Source organism: Aquabacterium sp. TM01 (assembly GCF_057808345.1).
The window spans coordinates 3,678,199-3,695,653 of sequence record NZ_AP046529.1; the positions used below are offsets into that span (position 1 = coordinate 3,678,199).

At 66.1% G+C, this 17,455-nt stretch carries 13 protein-coding genes; 5 read left to right on the top strand and 8 right to left on the bottom strand.

Annotated elements, in window-relative coordinates; genetic code table 11:
• The first annotated feature begins 103 nt into the window (after positions 1 to 103).
• Entirely contained in the window at positions 104 to 1,264 is a 1,161-nt protein-coding gene (locus AC3WW4_RS17035; protein WP_488829618.1) for a D-alanyl-D-alanine carboxypeptidase family protein, read from the top strand.
• Between the two features lie 19 nt (positions 1,265 to 1,283).
• Here AC3WW4_RS17035 and fumC read toward each other — a convergent pair whose 3' ends face one another.
• From fumC to AC3WW4_RS17060, 5 genes are all read right to left on the bottom strand, one after another.
• Complete coding sequence (gene fumC, locus AC3WW4_RS17040) at positions 1,284 to 2,672, bottom strand: class II fumarate hydratase (RefSeq protein WP_488829619.1); 1,389 nt, start codon at positions 2,670 to 2,672, stop codon at positions 1,284 to 1,286.
• Positions 2,673 to 2,743: 71 nt separating this feature from the next.
• On the bottom strand, positions 2,744 to 3,751 hold the full coding sequence (lipA, locus tag AC3WW4_RS17045) for a lipoyl synthase (protein ID WP_488829620.1): 1,008 nt from the start codon (positions 3,749 to 3,751) through the stop codon (positions 2,744 to 2,746).
• A gap of 195 nt (positions 3,752 to 3,946) precedes the next feature.
• Positions 3,947 to 4,630 (bottom strand): lipoyl(octanoyl) transferase LipB, encoded by a 684-nt coding sequence (gene lipB, locus AC3WW4_RS17050; RefSeq protein WP_488829621.1) that lies wholly within the window; start codon positions 4,628 to 4,630, stop codon positions 3,947 to 3,949.
• An 84-nt stretch (positions 4,631 to 4,714) separates the two neighbouring features.
• Positions 4,715 to 5,899, bottom strand: coding sequence for a DNA-processing protein DprA (dprA, locus tag AC3WW4_RS17055; RefSeq protein ID WP_488829622.1), 1,185 nt, complete (start codon positions 5,897 to 5,899; stop codon positions 4,715 to 4,717).
• 149 nt (positions 5,900 to 6,048) lie between these two features.
• Positions 6,049 to 7,143 carry a LysM peptidoglycan-binding domain-containing protein gene (locus AC3WW4_RS17060; protein WP_488829791.1) on the bottom strand — a complete coding sequence of 365 codons (1,095 nt, stop codon included), beginning with the start codon at positions 7,141 to 7,143 and terminating at the stop codon, positions 6,049 to 6,051.
• A gap of 312 nt (positions 7,144 to 7,455) precedes the next feature.
• On the opposite strand from AC3WW4_RS17060, the gene def reads away from it, so the two are divergent.
• Both def and fmt read left to right on the top strand, forming a co-directional pair.
• On the top strand, positions 7,456 to 7,968 hold the full coding sequence (gene def / locus AC3WW4_RS17065; RefSeq protein WP_488829623.1) for a peptide deformylase: 513 nt from the start codon (positions 7,456 to 7,458) through the stop codon (positions 7,966 to 7,968).
• Between the two features lie 11 nt (positions 7,969 to 7,979).
• Complete coding sequence (fmt, locus tag AC3WW4_RS17070) at positions 7,980 to 8,936, top strand: methionyl-tRNA formyltransferase (RefSeq protein WP_488829792.1); 957 nt, start codon at positions 7,980 to 7,982, stop codon at positions 8,934 to 8,936.
• Positions 8,937 to 8,960: 24 nt separating this feature from the next.
• On the opposite strand, the gene AC3WW4_RS17075 is transcribed toward fmt, so the two are convergent.
• Positions 8,961 to 10,415 carry a PA14 domain-containing protein gene (locus AC3WW4_RS17075; RefSeq protein WP_488829624.1) on the bottom strand — a complete coding sequence of 485 codons (1,455 nt, stop codon included), beginning with the start codon at positions 10,413 to 10,415 and terminating at the stop codon, positions 8,961 to 8,963.
• A 202-nt stretch (positions 10,416 to 10,617) separates the two neighbouring features.
• Between AC3WW4_RS17075 and htpX the strand changes: the two genes are divergently transcribed.
• Positions 10,618 to 11,466 carry a zinc metalloprotease HtpX gene (gene htpX / locus AC3WW4_RS17080; RefSeq protein WP_488829625.1) on the top strand — a complete coding sequence of 283 codons (849 nt, stop codon included), beginning with the start codon at positions 10,618 to 10,620 and terminating at the stop codon, positions 11,464 to 11,466.
• A gap of 147 nt (positions 11,467 to 11,613) precedes the next feature.
• Positions 11,614 to 13,995 (top strand): sensor domain-containing protein, encoded by a 2,382-nt coding sequence (locus AC3WW4_RS17085; protein WP_488829626.1) that lies wholly within the window; start codon positions 11,614 to 11,616, stop codon positions 13,993 to 13,995.
• 36 nt (positions 13,996 to 14,031) lie between these two features.
• Here the strand turns inward: AC3WW4_RS17085 and AC3WW4_RS17090 are convergent, their stop codons facing one another.
• Positions 14,032 to 16,380: a DUF1631 family protein gene (locus tag AC3WW4_RS17090; RefSeq protein ID WP_488829627.1), complete on the bottom strand. Its 2,349-nt coding sequence runs from the start codon at positions 16,378 to 16,380 to the stop codon at positions 14,032 to 14,034.
• A 34-nt stretch (positions 16,381 to 16,414) separates the two neighbouring features.
• Positions 16,415 to 17,437, bottom strand: coding sequence for a protein translocase subunit SecF (gene secF, locus AC3WW4_RS17095; RefSeq protein WP_488829628.1), 1,023 nt, complete (start codon positions 17,435 to 17,437; stop codon positions 16,415 to 16,417).
• Between the last annotated feature and the right edge of the window lie 18 nt (positions 17,438 to 17,455).

The window sequence follows — 17,455 nt, forward strand, 5'->3', positions numbered from 1 at the left end:
TGACAGGTCGGTTCTGGCGACACAAAGGGTGTGCAAGGGTGGCAGGTTTGCGACAATGCCCTTTTGGCCGCTGCATGCGGCATGACTGCCCGGACCGATCCTCATGACCATCTTCTCGCGCCTGTCCCTTCGACCGCTGGCTTCGCTGGCCTTGTTTGCCGGCCTCTTCTCCTTGGCCCACGCCGCACCGGTGGCACCGGCACCCACGCTGGAGAACAAGGCCTACATCGTGATGGACTTCGACTCTGGCCGCGTCCTGGCCGAGTCCAATGCCGATGCCCCGCTGCCGCCGGCATCGATGACCAAGATGATGACCAGCTACATCGTCGAGCAGGCGCTGAAGTCCGGTCGACTCAAGCCCACCGACATGGTGCGAACCAGTGAGTACGCCTGGTGCCGTGGCACCAGCGCCGAATCCTGCATGTACCTGCCACTGAACGGTTCGGCCTCGGTGCTCGACATGCTGCGCGGCATCATCATCCAGTCCGGCAACGATGCCTCCAAGGCGGTGGCCGAGCACCTGGCCGGCAATGAGCCCGCGTTCGCAGCCATGATGAACAACGAGGCCAAGCGCCTGGGCATGAAGAACACGAACTTCATGAACGCCACCGGCCTGCCCGACCCCGCTCACAAGGCGTCTGCCCGCGACCTCGCCATCCTGGCCCGCGCCATCATCCACGACAGCTCCGAGTACTACGGCATCTACGCCGAGAAGGAGTTCACCTTCAACGGCATCAAGCAAGGCAACCGCAACGCCCTGCTCTACACGGACCCCACGGTTGATGGCCTGAAAACCGGCCACACCAACGAAGCCGGCTTCTGCCTGACCGCCTCCTCCAAGCGCAACGGCCAGCGCCTGATCTCGGTGGTGATGGGCGCCAACAGCATGCAGGCGCGCGCCGACCAGACCCGCGCCCTGTTCAACTGGGGCTTTGCCAGCTATGAAAACATCCGCCCCGTGCAAGGCGGCGCCACGGTGCAAAGCGTGCCGGTGCGTTTCGGCAAGGTGGACCAGGTCAACATCGGCCCGCTGCAGGACGTTGTCATGACGGTGCCGCGTGGCCAGGCCGCCCAGGTCAAGACCGAAGTGAAGCTCAATCCCGAGATCACCGCGCCGATCGCCAAGGGCGCCGTGCTGGGCAAGATCCTCGTGACGCTGGACGGCCAGCCGCAGGGCGAACAAGCCCTGGTGGCGCTGGAGCCCGTGGAAGAAGCCGGCTTCTTCAAGAAGCTGTGGCAGCGCATCCTGTCGCTGTTCAGCTGAGCGCCCCGCCCCGCCTCGCTCACACCATCTGATCGGGCCTGACCCACGCGTCGAACTGCTCGGCCGTGAGCAGGCCCAGTGCCAGCGCCGCCTCACGCAGCGAACACCCGTGGGCGTGCGCGTGCTTGGCAATGCGGGCCGCGTTGTCATAGCCGATGTGCGGGTTCAACGCTGTCACCAGCATGAGCGATTGCGCCATCAAGCTGGCAATGCGGGCGCGATCGGGCTCGATGCCCCGCACGCAATGGTGCTCAAAGCTGCGCATGCCATCGGCCAGCAGGCGCACACTTTGCAGGAAGTTGTGTGCCATCAGGGGCTTGAACACATTGAGTTCGAAGTTGCCCGAGGCCCCACCCACACTGAGCGCGACGTCGTTGCCCATGACCTGGGCACACAGCATCGTCAGCGCCTCACACTGCGTGGGGTTGACCTTGCCGGGCATGATCGAGCTGCCCGGCTCGTTTTCAGGCAACTGCAATTCCCCCAGGCCACAGCGCGGGCCCGAAGCCAGCCAGCGCACATCGTTGGCGATCTTCATGAGCGCCACCGCCAGGGTTTTGAGCGCCCCATGTGCGCTCACCAGGGCATCGTGCGCCGCGAGCGCGGCAAAGCGGTTGGCGGCCACCCCGAAGGGCAAACCCGTCTCGGTCGCCAGCGCGGCGGCCACGCGCTCGCCAAACTGCGGGTGCGTGTTCAAGCCTGTGCCCACAGCCGTGCCTCCCACCGCCAACTCGTGCAGCGGCGGCAGGGTCAGCGTGATGGCCTGCCGCGCATGGGCCAGCTGAGCCACCCAGCCTGAGGCTTCCTGCCCCAGGGTCAGCGGCGTGGCGTCCTGCAAATGGGTGCGCCCGATCTTGACGATGTCGGCCCAGGCCTGCGCCTTGGCCTGCACCGTGGCGTGCAAGGCATCCAGCGCGGGCAGCAACTCCGCACTCAGGCCCACGCAGGCCGCCACATGCATCGCAGTCGGGAAGATGTCGTTGGACGACTGGCCCCGGTTGACGTGGTCGTTGGGGTGCACCTTGCGGTCCTCGCCACGGCCCCCGCCCAGCAACTCGGAAGCGCGGTTGGCCAGCACCTCGTTCATGTTCATGTTGGTCTGGGTGCCCGAGCCGGTCTGCCACACGGACAGGGGAAAAGCCGCGGGATGGGCGCCTGCCAGCACCTCGTCGGCGGCCTGCACGATGGCGGCTGCCAACGGGGCGTCGAGCAAACCGAGGTCCGCATTGACCCGTGCGGCGACACGCTTGATGCGCGCCAGCGCCATCAGCAGCGCATCGGGCATGCGCTCGGTCGAGATCGCAAAGTGTTCAAGCGAGCGCTGTGTCTGCGCGCCCCACAGGGCCTCAACAGGCACCGCGATCTCGCCCATCGAGTCGCGCTCCATCCGGGTAGTGGCCGAGGACATGGTCTCTCTCCCGCCCCGCCTCGCAGCGGGTGAGTGCCCCAACGCCCCGGCCGGCGGCCTGACGAAAGAGCTTAGGCGGCGCCGGTCCCTGTCACGCCAGCGCCCATGGCCTGCTGGTCGGCATGGTACGAACTGCGCACCATCGCGCCCACGGCCGCGTGGGTGAAGCCCATCTGGCGGGCTTCGGCTTCGAACATCTTGAAGGTGTCAGGGTGCACGTAACGGCGCACCGGCAGGTGGTGGCCCGACGGCGCCAGGTACTGCCCGATGGTGATCATGTCGATGTCATGCGCGCGCATGTCGCGCATCACCTGCAGGATTTCTTCATCGGTCTCGCCCAGGCCCACCATGATGCCGCTCTTGGTGGGGATGTCGGGGAACAGGGCCTTGAACTTCTTGAGCAGGTTCAGGCTGAACTGGTAGTCGGATCCCGGGCGCGCTTCCTTGTACAGGCGCGGCGCGGTTTCCAGGTTGTGGTTCATCACATCGGGCGGCGCGGCCTTGAGGATCTCCAGCGCGCGCTCGTCGCGGCCACGGAAGTCGGGCACCAGGATCTCGATGCGGGTGGCGGGCGACTGCGCGCGGATCTGCTTGATGCACTCGACAAAGTGCCCCGCGCCCCCGTCGCGCAGATCATCGCGGTCCACCGAGGTGATCACCACGTACTTGAGCTTGAGCGCCGCAATCGTCTTGGCCAGGTTGGCCGGCTCGTTGACGTCCAGCGGGTCGGGGCGGCCATGTCCCACGTCGCAGAAGGGGCAGCGGCGCGTGCACTTGTCGCCCATGATCATGAACGTGGCCGTGCCATGGCCGAAGCATTCGCCGATGTTGGGGCAGGAGGCCTCTTCGCACACCGTGTGCAGCTTGTGCTCGCGCAGGATGTTCTTGATTTCGTAGAAACGCGTGCTGGGCGAACCGGCTTTGACGCGGATCCAGTCGGGCTTTTTCAGCACCTCACCTACCGGCACCACCTTGATGGGGATGCGGGCCGTCTTGGCCTGGGCCTTTTGCTTGGCCGTGGGGTCGTAGGCGACGGGCTGCTCGGCAGCCGGAGCGGAAGAGGTGCGTTCAGTGGTCATGGCGCAATTTCAAGGTGGGCACGGCCGCCGGATAGGCGACCGCGGCTGACACAGGCCGCCGCGGGTAGCACGGCCAATCCCTCACTGTAGCCGATCTGCCCTTTTGCCGGGGCGATTGAGGTCAAAGAGGACGGCCTCGGGCGCCAAGCCTGCACGCTCGCCCACGCGCCGCCGCCTCCCGCGGCGTGCGCGCCCTCAGGGGGCCAGACGCGCATCCAACTGCGCCGCCAGCACCGCCCCGATCTCCCACGGATCGACCTGCACACCCAGCGAGGCCAGGTCCACCGTGGCGAGGCCCGCGTAGCCGCAAGGGTTGATGCGCTGGAACGGGCTCAGGTCCATCACCACGTTGAGCGAGACGCCGTGGTAGGTGCAATGGCGGCTGACCTTGATGCCCAGCGCCGCGACCTTGCCCAGGCCGCGAAACGGGTCATCCGGGTGCGCGGGCGTGCTCAGGGCCGCATGGGCGAACGGATCGTTCAGGCGCACATAGATGCCCGGCGCGCCCGCAACCCGGTGCCCGGTCACGCCCACGTGCATCAGGGTGCGGATCACCGCCTCTTCCAGACGGTAGACGTATTCCTTGACGAAATAACCGCGGCGGCGCAGGTCCAGCAGCGGGTAGGCCACGATCTGCCCCGGCCCGTGATAGGTCACCTGCCCGCCCCGGTTGGTCTGCACCACCGGGATGTGGTCGGGCCCTTCGGGGTTGAACAGCACGTGGTCGGCCTTGCCGGCCAGCCCCTGGGTGAACACCGGCGTGTGCTGGCACACCCAGATCTCGTCGGGCGTGTCGGCCGTGCGTTGCTCGGTGAAGGCCTGCATGGCCGCCATCGTGGGCTCGTAGGGCACCAGGCCCAGGTTCTGGATGATCGTCACCCGCGCATTATCGCAAGGCGAATGTCGCCCTGCACGCGGCCCGGTGCTGCCGGGCACACCGCCCCTGGCGCCCCCGGCTCACGCTCAAGCGGCCGCCACCCGCTGAAACAGCTGTCCCGGCAGCCGCGCCACCTGCCCCATCAGCTCCAGCTCCAGCAAGCGGGCGCCCAGCTCGGCCGGCCCCCACCCTGTGCGGGCGGACAGCGCCTCCTGGCTGACCGGGTCGTAGCCCATGGCCGCCAGCACCGGGTCGGTGGGCGCGGCGTCGTCGGCCGCCTCGGCCAGGGCCAGCTCGCCCTGTGCGGGCGTGGCGCTGACGCCATCGGCCTGCAGGTGCAGCTCTTCGAGCACATCCTGCGCGGTCTCGACCAGCTTGGCGCCCTGGCGGATGAGCGCGTGACAGCCTCGCGACTGCGGCGAATGGATCGAGCCCGGGATGGCCAGCACCTCGCGCCCCATCTCCAGCGCCAGCCGCGCCGTGATGAGCGAGCCCGACTGCACCGCCGCCTCCACCACCAGGGTGCCCTGCGACAACGCCGCCACCAGGCGATTGCGCTTGGGAAAATTGGACGGCAGCGGCCCCGTGCCCAGCAGGAACTCGCCCAGCACCAGGCCCTGCTCGGCAATGCGACGCAGCAAGGGGCCATGGCCCTTGGGGTAGACCTGGTCCAGCCCCGTGCCCACGACCGCGATCGTGCTGCCCACCCCACCCGGGGCGGCCCTCGTCTGGGCACCTCGCAGTGGGGCACCCGCCAGCGCGCCCTCATGCGCTGCCGCGTCCACACCACGCGCCAGGCCCGACACCACAGTCACCCCGGCGGCACTGAGCGCCTGGGCAAAGGCGTGCGCGTTGTCCGCCCCCTGCGCGGTGGGATGACGGCTGCCCACCACGGCCACCGAGGGGGCCTGCAACAGGCTCAAGCGCCCCTGCGCGAACAAGAGCAAAGGTGGATTGGCCACATCCAGCAAACGCGACGGGTAACGTGGGTCGGCCAAGGTGAGCAGGTGGTGCCCGCCCTCGCCATCGGGCGCCGCCGGCACGGCGTCCAGCCACGCCGAGGTGGCCGCGCACTGCGCCTCCAAGTCCGGCGGGATCTGCGCCAGCGCTGCCGCCTCGCGCACCGAGACCAGCCGCGCCCAGGCCTGCGGGCCTGCCTCCCAGATCGCCTGGGGCGACCCCAGGCTGCGCAACAGCACCCGTGCGGTCACCGGCCCGACGTGGGGCGTCAGCACCAGGCGCAGCCAGGCGCGCAACTCTTCCCTCTCCATGATGTTCTTCCTGCATGTGACAACGCCGGGCCACCGCGTCCTGCAACGCAATGCCACCCGGCGCTGGGCAAGGCCCTGTCCATTCGGCAGGTGCCTCGCCAGGGTTTTCGACGACCCCGTGATCGCCCCGATCGGGGCTGTGAATCAGATCAAGGCTGCGTGAAGCGGTCGCCGCGCTTGACCGGCTCCTGCGCCGACAGGATCAGCGCGTAGGACATGCGGTTGAAGACGCGGAAGACGAACAGCAGGCCATGACGCTCGTCGGGCAGCTTGATCTGCTCGCGGCTGTCCGACGTCGTGTCGCGGATCACGCGACCGTCGTGCCACAGCGCCATCACATGGCCGCGCTCGATGCCGTCCTGGCTGCCACGGTTGAGCGCCACGATCTGGTTCTGGCCCGCGGTGATCGCTTCGCCATAGATGGACACGATCTGGCCCGCCATCGGCTGGCTGGGCGCGTGCGGCACCAGGTTGTCGAAGTCACGCGGCGGCACCGGTGCCAGGCGGTCGCCCACCCCGGCTTCCTGGCGGATGCTGGTGACGGTGACGGTGGACGGGATGACGGTGGTGTTGCCGTCGGCGCCTGTGCCCTCGGTGCCCTCGCGGGTCACCGACACGGTGCCCACATACTGTGCCTCGTAGCCCAGCACCTCGTTGGTGCTCGGGTCGCGCAGCGGCTTGGGCTGGCGGAACAGGCGCCAGTCACGCAGCTGGCCCACATCGCCGCGCACATAGGCGGTTTCGTTGCGCGACAGCAGCACGCGGCCTTCCTGAGTGGCCACCACGCGCGGGGCGTTCAACAGCTCATCGCTGTTGTCGAAAATGACGGCCTCGTTGAAATACGGCTCAATCAGGTGCAAAGGCACGGTCGAAATCGCGTCGTACAAACCGCCCTCCCGCACACGCGGCGAGAGTTTCGTGTCGCCGCCCACCGGCTGCCCCACGCGCAGACGGGCACGGCCATTGCTCTTGTCCAGATACAGATACTGGCCCGGGAAAATCAGGTGGGGGTTGCGGATTTGCTGCAAGTTCATGCCCCACAGTTCCGGCCAACGCCAGGGCGACTTGAGGAACAGCGACGAAATGGCCCACAGCGTGTCGCCGCGCTTGACGGTGTAGGAGTCAGGCGCCGTGGGCGACAGCTCGGACAAGGGCACGCCGGCCTCGGCCACCTTCTGGGCCGTGGCCTTTTGCTGCGACGTGATCGGGTAGTTGGGGAAGGCCTGGGCCTGCCCTGCGGCCATCGTGAGACCCAGTGCGGCCCAGAGCGCCAGGCTCAAGGCTCGGGGGGCGCGCACGGCACGCAACACGCTTGCGGGCCCTTGGTACAGCGATCGCTGGGTCATGAAAACAGTCTCCAATTACCTGCCGATGGGCATTTTCCGTGCACGGATACCCGAGTTTCGGCAAAATCTGGTCAATGATCGCTTGATTCTGCCCGCAAATCCTCCGCCGTCGCAATGAGAATTGCCCGGGGTTACCTGCAGGCCCCCGCGACGGACGCCCCGCGTCGTTGCGATCCATCCACAATGTTCTAGTCCACGTCCGTTTCTGCCATGGCTCTGCTGCCCATCCTCCAATACCCCGATCCCCGCCTGCACACGGTGGCCAAACCCGTGGCACAGGTGGACGAGCGCATCCGCCAGCTGGTCGATGACATGCTGGAAACCATGTACGACGCCAAAGGCGTGGGCCTGGCGGCCACCCAGATCAATGTGCACGAACGCGTGGTCGTGATCGACACCAGCGAAGAGCGCAACGACCCTCTGGTGCTGATCAACCCGGAAATCACTTGGGCCAGCAACGAGATGATCGTCTGGGAAGAAGGCTGCCTGTCGGTGCCCACCATTTACGACAAGGTCGATCGGCATGCCAAGGTGCGCGTGCGCGCCCTCAACCGCGATGGCGAAACCTACGAGTTCGAAGGTGAGGAACTGCTGGCCGTGTGCGTGCAGCACGAGCTCGACCACCTGAGCGGCAAGGTGTTTGTGGAATACCTCTCGCCACTCAAGCGCAACCGCATCAAGACCAAGCTGGTCAAGCGCCAGCGCGACGAGCAAGGCGCCTGATGACCACGCGCATGAAGGTGGCGTTTGCGGGCACGCCGGAGTTTGCCCGCGAAGCGCTGGCCGCCATCCTCGCCGCTGGCTTCGAGGTGCCCTTGGTGCTCACCCAGCCCGATCGCCCCGCGGGCCGCGGCATGAAGCTGCAGGCCTCGCCGGTCAAACAACTGGCGCAGCAGCATGGCATCCCGGTGAGCCAGCCGCACAGCCTGCGCCTGGACGGCAAGTACCCCGACGAGGCCGCCGCGGCACGCGACGCCTTGCTCGCCGCAGCTCCCGACGTGATGGTGGTGGCCGCCTACGGCCTGATCCTGCCGCAGTGGACGCTCGACCTGCCACGTCTGGGTTGCCTCAACATCCACGGCTCGCTGCTGCCACGCTGGCGCGGGGCCGCCCCCATTCACCGCGCCATCGAAGCCGGCGATGCGGACACCGGCATCACCATCATGCAGATGGACGCCGGGCTGGACACCGGCGACATGCTGCTGATCGAGCGCGAAGCCATCCGAGCCGATGACACCACCGCGGTGCTGCATGACCGCCTCGCCAGCCTGGGCGGCCGATTGATCGTCGAAGCTCTGGAGATGGCCGCCTGCGGTGGCCTGACCCGCACCCCACAGCCCGAGGTTGGAATCACCTACGCCCACAAGATCGAGAAGGCCGAAGCCGCGATCGACTGGCGGCGCCCGGCTGCCGACATTGAACGACGCATTCGGGCCTTTGACCCGTTCCCCGGTACGACGTTCCAGATTCCCAGCGAGGCCGGTTCGGAAATCATTAAGCTGTGGCGCGCCACTGTGGTGGAGCGGGCGGGCTTTCCAGGACAGGTTCTGCAGGCTGAAGGCGATCAACTCGTGGTCGCGTGCGGTGAACAAGCCCTGTCGCTGCAAACACTGCAAAGGGCAGGCGGCAAGCGCATACCTGCCGCCGCTGCATTGACGGCTTGGCCGAACAAACCGACCCAATTGGGATAAGGGTCGGTTCGCTCGTCAAGTCCATCAGGGCTGGTACAGCCGTTCTGTTGGGATCGCTGTGTAATCCACAGCCCCGGGCTTAAGCCAGGACAGGCGCATCACGGCATTGCTCAACAGATCGTAGTATTCGATCGCGATGTCATAGCGCTTGCCGGCTTCCAGGACGATCTCCGGGCTGACATCGGTTGCCGCTGTATGCGTCTTCCAATGGTCGATGACCTTCTGACCATTGATGGTCACTCGCACCCCGTCATCGCTCAGCGTGCGGAACTTGTAGCGCCCAGCCTCTTCTGCCTGCACAGATCCGGTCCACTTCACATTGAAGAAGTCCGCACGCACGCCGGCGGCTGGACGGGAGGTGCCCCAATCGAAGTTGGGGTTTTCGACGCGCGTGGTCACCAGGGTGTTAACGAAAATCCCCGTCTTGAAGTACTGCCCCTTCAGTCCGGTACCCGTGCCCACGGGCACCACAGGAGGAGGAAGATCGACCGGAGGCGGGGCGCCCGCACCGGCCTTGTACATGGCGAAGGAGGCCCCCTTGTCTTGCAGGATGATGCCATTGTCATTGATGCGGATCAGCGGCGAAATGCCCCAGACCTTAGAGAGATCCACGGTCTCGCCGGTCACCGTGTCCGAGTAGCACCCACAAAATGGCGTGGTTAGGGCATTGCCCCCCTCCTGCGCCACAACTTGCCCCTTGTTGTTGATGGACGTGACCAGCCCAGCCACTCGCGAACCACTGGCACCCGCGCTGACGTAGGCGATGCTGTATGAGCTGTAAGCCTTGACGCCACCAAAACCGACGACCGCCGCACCCGCGTCATTGAGTACCAGGTTGTCTGGCATCGCGTACTCATCATTTATCGAGGGATTGCCAGTGGGCGCCGCCGCAGCATACGACCAAGAAGCAAGCGACTCACCCGCCGCACCCAGAACGCCGGCCCGTGCATACCCACCTGGATTCCCCGGGTTGGCATTGAAGCCAGAGACATAGCCGATTTGTCCGCCATTGTTGAAGGATCGCACCGCGCCGGGAATGCTCAAAGCGGTTGCAACACCGCTGACCATAGACCACGTGCCCGCTGCCCCGACGGTGACAGCGCTGTCATTCACAAACAACCCACCGAACCCGATCGGAAGAATACGAAAGCCTGAGACCTCAGACCACAGGAAAGGTGTCGCCCCGTTAAGAAAGCCCGTGACGTATCCATTGTTGCTCAAGTCATTGGCGGTCATACTGGTGTACCCCGCCTGCAGCAACTCTGCACTCAGGTCAACTTGCCTTCGCGTACCTGGCACGGCATCCACAATCGTGAATGAGGCTGCGTCACGAACCAGAACTTGGTTTGCATTGTTGAGGTCGACTGCGGAGCCGTTGCCCTCATAGACTTTTCCAAAGTCAGTCGCGGTCAAAGCTGAGGCGATGGTATGCACACCCAAAACGGTGAGCAAAGCCACCCCTTGACGAATGATGGTCATGTGGAACTCCCTTGTTGGTTATAGATTTTTGAGCGCCGCGATCAACACAAGAACACGGTCCATTTAATTGTGCGAAGTGACCTCCACGCCATCACCACTCCGAAACCCTCCCCCCCTTGAAGCAAGGGGGAACGGAACCACCTATGCTCTCGTCCGTAGGATCACGTCGTTAATGAATTCGATCTCAGGAGAACCCGCTCATATGTTCAACATGATGAAAACTGCCATCCTGATGGCGGCGATCACCGCCCTCTTCATGGCCATTGGCGGCATGATCGGTGGCCGCAGCGGCATGATGCTGGCCCTGGTCGTGGCCCTGGGCATGAACTTCTTCAGCTATTGGTTCTCGGACCAGATGGTGCTGAAGATGTACAACGCCCGCGAGGTTGATGAAACCTCGGCGCCGCGTTTTTACGCCATGGTGCGCGAGTTGGCCCAGCGGGCCCAGATCCCGATGCCCAAGGTTTACCTGATCGACGAGGCCGCCCCCAACGCCTTCGCCACCGGACGCGGCCCGGACCACGCCGCCGTCGCGGCCACCACCGGCATCGTCAACGTGCTGACCGACCGGGAACTGCGCGGCGTGATGGCGCATGAGCTCGCCCACGTCAAGCACCGCGACATCCTGATCAGCACCATCAGCGCCACCATGGCCGGCGCCATCTCGATGCTGGCCAACTTCGCCATGTTCTTCGGCGGGCGCGACTCGGAAGGTCGCCCGAGCAACCCGATCGCCGGCATCGCCGTCGCCATCCTGGCCCCGCTGGCGGCCAGCGTGATCCAGATGGCCATCAGCCGCGCCCGCGAGTTCGAAGCCGATCGCGGCGGGGCCGAGATCAGCGGCGACCCGGCCGCCTTGGCCAGCGCCCTCGACAAGATCCACCGCTACGCCCAGGGCATCCCGCTGCACGCGGCTGAGGCCCATCCGGAAACCGCCCAGATGATGATCATGAACCCGCTGTCGGGCGGCGGACTGCGCGGCTTGTTCTCCACCCACCCGGCCACCGAAGAGCGAATTGCACGCCTGATGGAGATGGCACGCAGAACGTGAGGTATGTCACAAAAACAAGGCTGGTTACCCCTTGTTTCTTGTGTCAATTTGTATCAAATTCACATTTCTTGTGGTTTCCCCGCTGAGGCCCCCTGACGCAAGGCGTTCTCTGAATGTAAGCTGATGTGCTAGGCAGGAACCCACCGAATGCGGATTGAGATCACGAGGACCGAACAGGAGGCACGCAGGCTGCATCACAGCGCCTGGATCGTGCTCGTCGGCGGTTTGTTGCTCAGCGTCGCAGCCTGGTGGCAGGCCAGCGCCCCGGATGGGGCACCTTTTCAGCCCTCGGCCACGGCCTTGTTCGTGAGCGGCGCGGCCGGCTCCGTGCTCCTGTGGGGGCTCCTGCGACTGTGGGCGTTGCGCCATCAGCAATCGGCCGGCCTGGCCGAAGCCCTGCACCAGAAGGCCCTCGACAGTGAAGCGCGCCTGCGTGCCGTGCTCGACCACACCGACGAGGGCATCCTCACCGTGTCGCCCACGGGTGACATCCTCAGCGTGAACCAGGCGGTGTGCCGCATCTTCGGCCACACCGAAGCCGAGTTGCGCCACGCCCATCTGAGCAAGTTGCTGCCGGGCGCGGCGCCCAACGGCACCCGCCAGGACCTGGAAACCTTCCTGCAGTTGCAGCACATGGGACTTGACGGCGTGGGGCGCCGCACCGAAGGGCGTCGCGCCAACGGCCAGCTCTTCCCGCTGGGCCTGTCGGTCAACGCCCTGGACTGGCAAGGCCAGCCACAGCATCTGTGCATGCTGCGCGACCTGAGCACCCAGGATGCCACGGAGCGGGCCATCCTCGCCGCCCAGCGCCAGCTCAATGAAGTCGACGAGATGCGCCGCATCATCGTCCACAACGCCCCCTATGCCGTCTTCGTGCTCAACCGCCAGGGCACCTTCCTGACCGTGAACCCGGCGGGCGAGCGGCTGCTGGGCTGCGTCGCCCAGGACCTGATCGGGCGCAGCACCACGCAGCGCTTCTTCGAACCCACCCAGGTGGCCGAACGCGCCCATCTGCTGGCCCTGCGCCTGAACCTGCCGGTCAGCGACCTGGACGTCGTGGCCCACCTGGCCCGCGAGGCCCCCGGCCTGCCCACCGAGTGGCGCATGGTCCGCAGTGACGGCACCAGTCTGATGGCCGAAATCCTGGTGACCGAACTGAGCAACGAGTACGGGGCGCGCACCGGCTACCTGCTCATGGCCCACGACGTGACCGCCCGTCACGAGGCCGAGCATCAGTTGCAGCACATGGCCCTGCACGATGCCCTGACCTCGCTGCCCAACCGCAACATGCTGCAAGAGCAGCTCAAGGCCTGCCTGAACATTGCGCAGCGCGAGCAGGGTCACATGGCGATGATGTTCATCGACCTCGACCGCTTCAAGAAGATCAACGACAGCCTGGGCCACCACATTGGCGACAGCGTGCTCATCGAGATCTCGCGCCGCCTGCGCGCGGCCATGCGCACCTCCGACATCGTGGCCCGTCTGGGCGGTGATGAGTTTGTGGTGCTGCTGCCGCGCATTCAGGCGCAGACCGATGGGGAACTGGTGGCAGCCAAGGTCCACGAGGTGTTCAATGCCCCGGTGCAGATTGGCGAGCACGAACTGCGCGTGACCCCCAGCATCGGCCTGGCACTCTACCCGCAGCACGGCACCGACCCGGTCACCCTGATGCGCCACGCCGACCTGGCCATGTACCAGGCCAAGAGCGATGGCCGCAACCGCATCCAGGTCTACAGCGAGCGCATGGCCTCCCCCTCGCCCGATGCCCTCTTGCTTGAAAACGAGCTCTACCACGCGCTGGAGCGCGACGAGCTGCGCCTGCACTTCCAGCCTCAGTTTGATTGCGCCAGTGGCCGCATCACCGGCGCCGAGGCGCTGTTGCGTTGGGAGCACCAGGGTCGCCTGATCCCACCGTCCGACTTCATCCCGCTCGCCGAGGAGTCTGGCCTGATCGTCCCGATGGGCGAATGGGTGCTGCGACAGGCCTGCACCGTCGCCCACCGCTGGCGTCAGGACAGCGGCGTGCCCCTGCGCATGGCCGTCAACCTCTCGGCCGTGCAGCTCGATCGCCTGGACATCGTGGGCACCGTTTCACGCGTTCTACAAGAGACCGGCCTGCACCCCACCGCCCTGGAGCTGGAGATCACCGAAAGCGTGGTGGTGCGCGAGTCCCTGCGCGCCGCCGATGTGCTGCGCCAATTGCGGGCCCTCGGCGTGGGCATCGCCATCGACGACTTCGGGGTCGGTTACTCCAGCTTTGCCTACCTGCGCGAGCTGCCAGTTGACCGTTTCAAGCTCGACCGCAGTTTCCTGACCGGCGTGCCGCACTCACATGGCGACAGCCGACTGGTGGCCGCCTTGATCGCGATGGGGCACCGTCTGGAAGTGGGTATCGTGGCCGAAGGGGTGGAAACCGCCGAGCAAGCCACCTTCTTGCGCGACCACGGCTGTGACGAGGCCCAGGGCTACCATCTGGGTCGCCCGCTGAAGGAAAGCGACTTCGAGGCCTTGCTGACGGGCTTGCGCTGAGCAGGCTGAGCGGCAGGAAGAACGGGGAGAGGCGGCTCAGTTGAGCAGGCGCGTCGGATCGGCGTCGATCTTGGCCAGGGCCGCGCGGGTGGCGCGCGTGGTGAGCGACTCTTCTTCCTGGGGCACGAGCAAGCCGGCTTGCAAGAAGGCCGCCAAGCGGTGGAGCTGGAACAGGATGCCGCGTCCGGCCGGTGTGACAAACAGCAGCAACTGCTGGCGCAACCCCGACCAGGCCAGTTGCACCGACTCCTGTTTGCCCCGGTAATCGAGCTCGAACCACGCGCCGACCTGCAGCTCGCGGGCCCAAGCTTGCATGGCCGGCGTGGGCATGGAGCCTCCTTCGGCGACGACTTCCAGCGCATCGCTTTCATGCCCGGACAGATCCCGCAAGGTGGCCTCATCGAGCTCGACCTTGGACAGATCGGGCAAGACATCGCCCAAGGCCTCCAGGCGCTCGGTGAGGGCCTGAAGATGGGTGGCCGAAATGGCGGCCGAGCGCGCCGAGAACGCGGCGGCCAACGCCGTGTTCAGGGCCTTGATGTGCTCGTCCTGCTTGTCCAGCGGCAGGCCCGCACGGGCCATGCCCTCCCGGATCGCCTTGAGCAGATTGGGCAGGCGGCGCAGCACCTCGGCCCGCTCGTCGCGAGAGGTCTTGGCACTCGCCGACCAGATCAGGTCGGCCGCCGCGCGCTGCAAGGCTTTGGTGGCCTCGTGGGTGGGGCCGTTGACCACCGCACTGTGCGCCAGCACATCGGCCCAGACATGGAACATGAACTCACGCACCCCGTCGTGCACCGGCACGCCATCGAGCATCTTGCGCAACTCGATGGTGTACTGGATCGCGCAGGTCTCGCGCTGCTCGACCTGCTGGGCCAGCGACACGCCGCGGCGGCTGGCCTGGTTCTCTTCGCGGAAATACGTTTCCAGGAAGCGCTCGAACTCGGTCAGCACAGTCTGGAAGACGCGACGGCCCGTATCGGGATAGGCTTCGATGACCTGCACGATGCGGCGGATTTCCTTGTGCAGCGCGTCGTCGGCATCTTCGGCCACCCCGCCCACAAAACCCATCACACACGAGCCCATGCGGTCGATCAAGATGCGCGCGGGGTGACTGGTGGTCGCAAAGAAGTCGGGCTCACCCATCGCCACGCGCAGCACCGGCATCTGCAGGCGAGCGAACCACACCCGGATGCTGGCGGGCAAGCGCTCTTCGGTCAGGATGGCTTGGAACAGCAGCGCCACGATCTCGATGATGGCGCGCTCATTGGGGGTGCTGGCCGCTTCCTTGAGCGCCTGTTTGTTGTGCTGCAGGGTGTGCAGGGCCTCGGCCGGATTGACCGCCTCCGCACCCACCTGCCGGCGCAAGGTGTCGCCCACGGCCTGAATGGCCTGCCCCAGACCTGCCGACAGCACCGGGCCGGGGGCGCCCCCCTGAGGCGGCCGAGCTGCCGTGGGCTCGAAACCGGGCACCTGACGCGCCACCACCTGGGTGAGCTTGTCGAGCACGTTCTGTGCCTTCGCAGCGCCGCGGGCCATCCCGGGCGTTTGCGTGAGCATGTGCGTTTCTTCGTAGGCCGCGCCCAAGGGCTGCAGACCGCTGTTGCCGCGCAGCGCCCCCGCCCCGGAGGCGCCAGCGCCGGTCGACGGGCCCGACTGGGCGCCGCCGCCCTGAGGCGCGAGCGGGGCTGCCTGGGTCACGCCCACATCCTTGGCCCGGCGAATGAACGGGCGCAGATCGATTTCGGGGCGCACGCCATGGTCCAGCAGCACGCCATTGACGTGGTGATAGGCCTCCTGGGTCCAGGGGGCTACCTCGTGCATCAGGATGGCCTTGACCTCAACCCAGTGGTCCAGGCTCAAGCCCACCTCCAGCCAGGCGTCCACGATCAGGCGCGCTACCCAGTGGGGCATCAACACATCCACCGGACCGGACGCACTCACGGACACCGGGCCGCCCACGGCCTGCAGTCGGGCATTGAGGTCCGAGAACTCCGAGCCGTTGTGATCCCCGATCATCTGGGCCAGGCGCGCCACGGCCAAATCCCGCTCGACATCGCTGTCATCGAGCAGACTCAGGGGAATGTCGGTCTTGTTGGCCGGCCCCAGGGCCGCACGCACACCGACCGAGCGCCCCACCCGCAGGTCACGCAAGGCATCGTGCAGCGGACGCTCCAGCGCCGTCAGCCAGGCTGACTGCAAGCGCATGAGCTCCAGCGCCAGATCACGCTTACGCTGGTAGGTGCCCGGGTCGGTCTGCGGCTCGGCCGCCGCCTGTCGCGCCCCATCCACGCAGCCGTGCACCACCGCCTCCACCCCTTTGATCAGGGCTTCGAGGAAGCTGAGACGGGCCGTCAGGGCCAGCGCTCGGTGGGGACCAAAACTCATGGAGTGCGTTTAAGAAGGAGGACGATTTTGGACTCTACACCACCGCGCCAGCGTTCGGATCGTTGGGGTCGACGTCTTTCTTCGATGCCGTGATCAGGTCGTCACGTTTGACCCCCAGCCACATGGCGATGGCCGCGGCCACGAAGACCGACGAGTAAATCCCGAACAGGATGCCGATGGTCAGCGCCATGGCGAAATAGTGCAGCGTGGGGCCACCGAAGATCAGCATGCCCACCACCATCATCTGCGTGGAGCCGTGGGTGATGATGGTGCGGCTGGTCGTGCTGGTGATGGCGTGGTCGATCACCTCGGACGTGCTCATCTTGCGGAACTTGCGGAACGCTTCGCGGATCCGGTCGAAGATCACCACCGATTCGTTGACCGAGTAGCCCAGCACGGCCAGCACGGCCGCGAGCACCGACAGCGAGAACTCCCACTGGAAGAAGGCGAAGAAGCCCAGGATGATGACCACGTCGTGCAGGTTGGCGACGACGCCGGCCACGGCGAACTTCCACTCGAAGCGGATGGCCAAGTAAATCATGATGCCGATGATGGTCGCGCCCAGCGCCATCAGGCCATCGTGTACCAGCTCTTCACCCACCTGGGGACCGACGAATTCACTGCGCTGCAGGGTCAGCGGCTGCACGCCGGCGCTCGTCTGACAGACCTGGGCCGGGCCCTTGCCGACCACGTCGACCGCGTTGATCTGCCCGCCCTCGGCCCGGCACAGGGCGCCGAACACATTGGCCACGACCTCGGTCTGCTTCATCTCGCCGCGCAGGGGCAGGCGGATCAGGACATCCCGCGAGGTGCCGAAGTTCTGCGCCTGCACCTCGCCGTAGTTCAGGGCCTCAACGGTGGCACGCACCTTGGCCACGTCCGCGCTCTGGGCGTAGCGGGTTTCGATGACGGAGCCGCCGGTGAACTCGATGGACAGGTGCAGACCCCGGGTCACCAGGAAGAACACGGCCATGGCAAAGGTCAGGAAGGAGATGGCGTTGAAGACCAACGCATGGCGCATGAACGGGATGTCACGCTTGATACGGAAAAATTCCATGATGGGTGATCCCTGTGC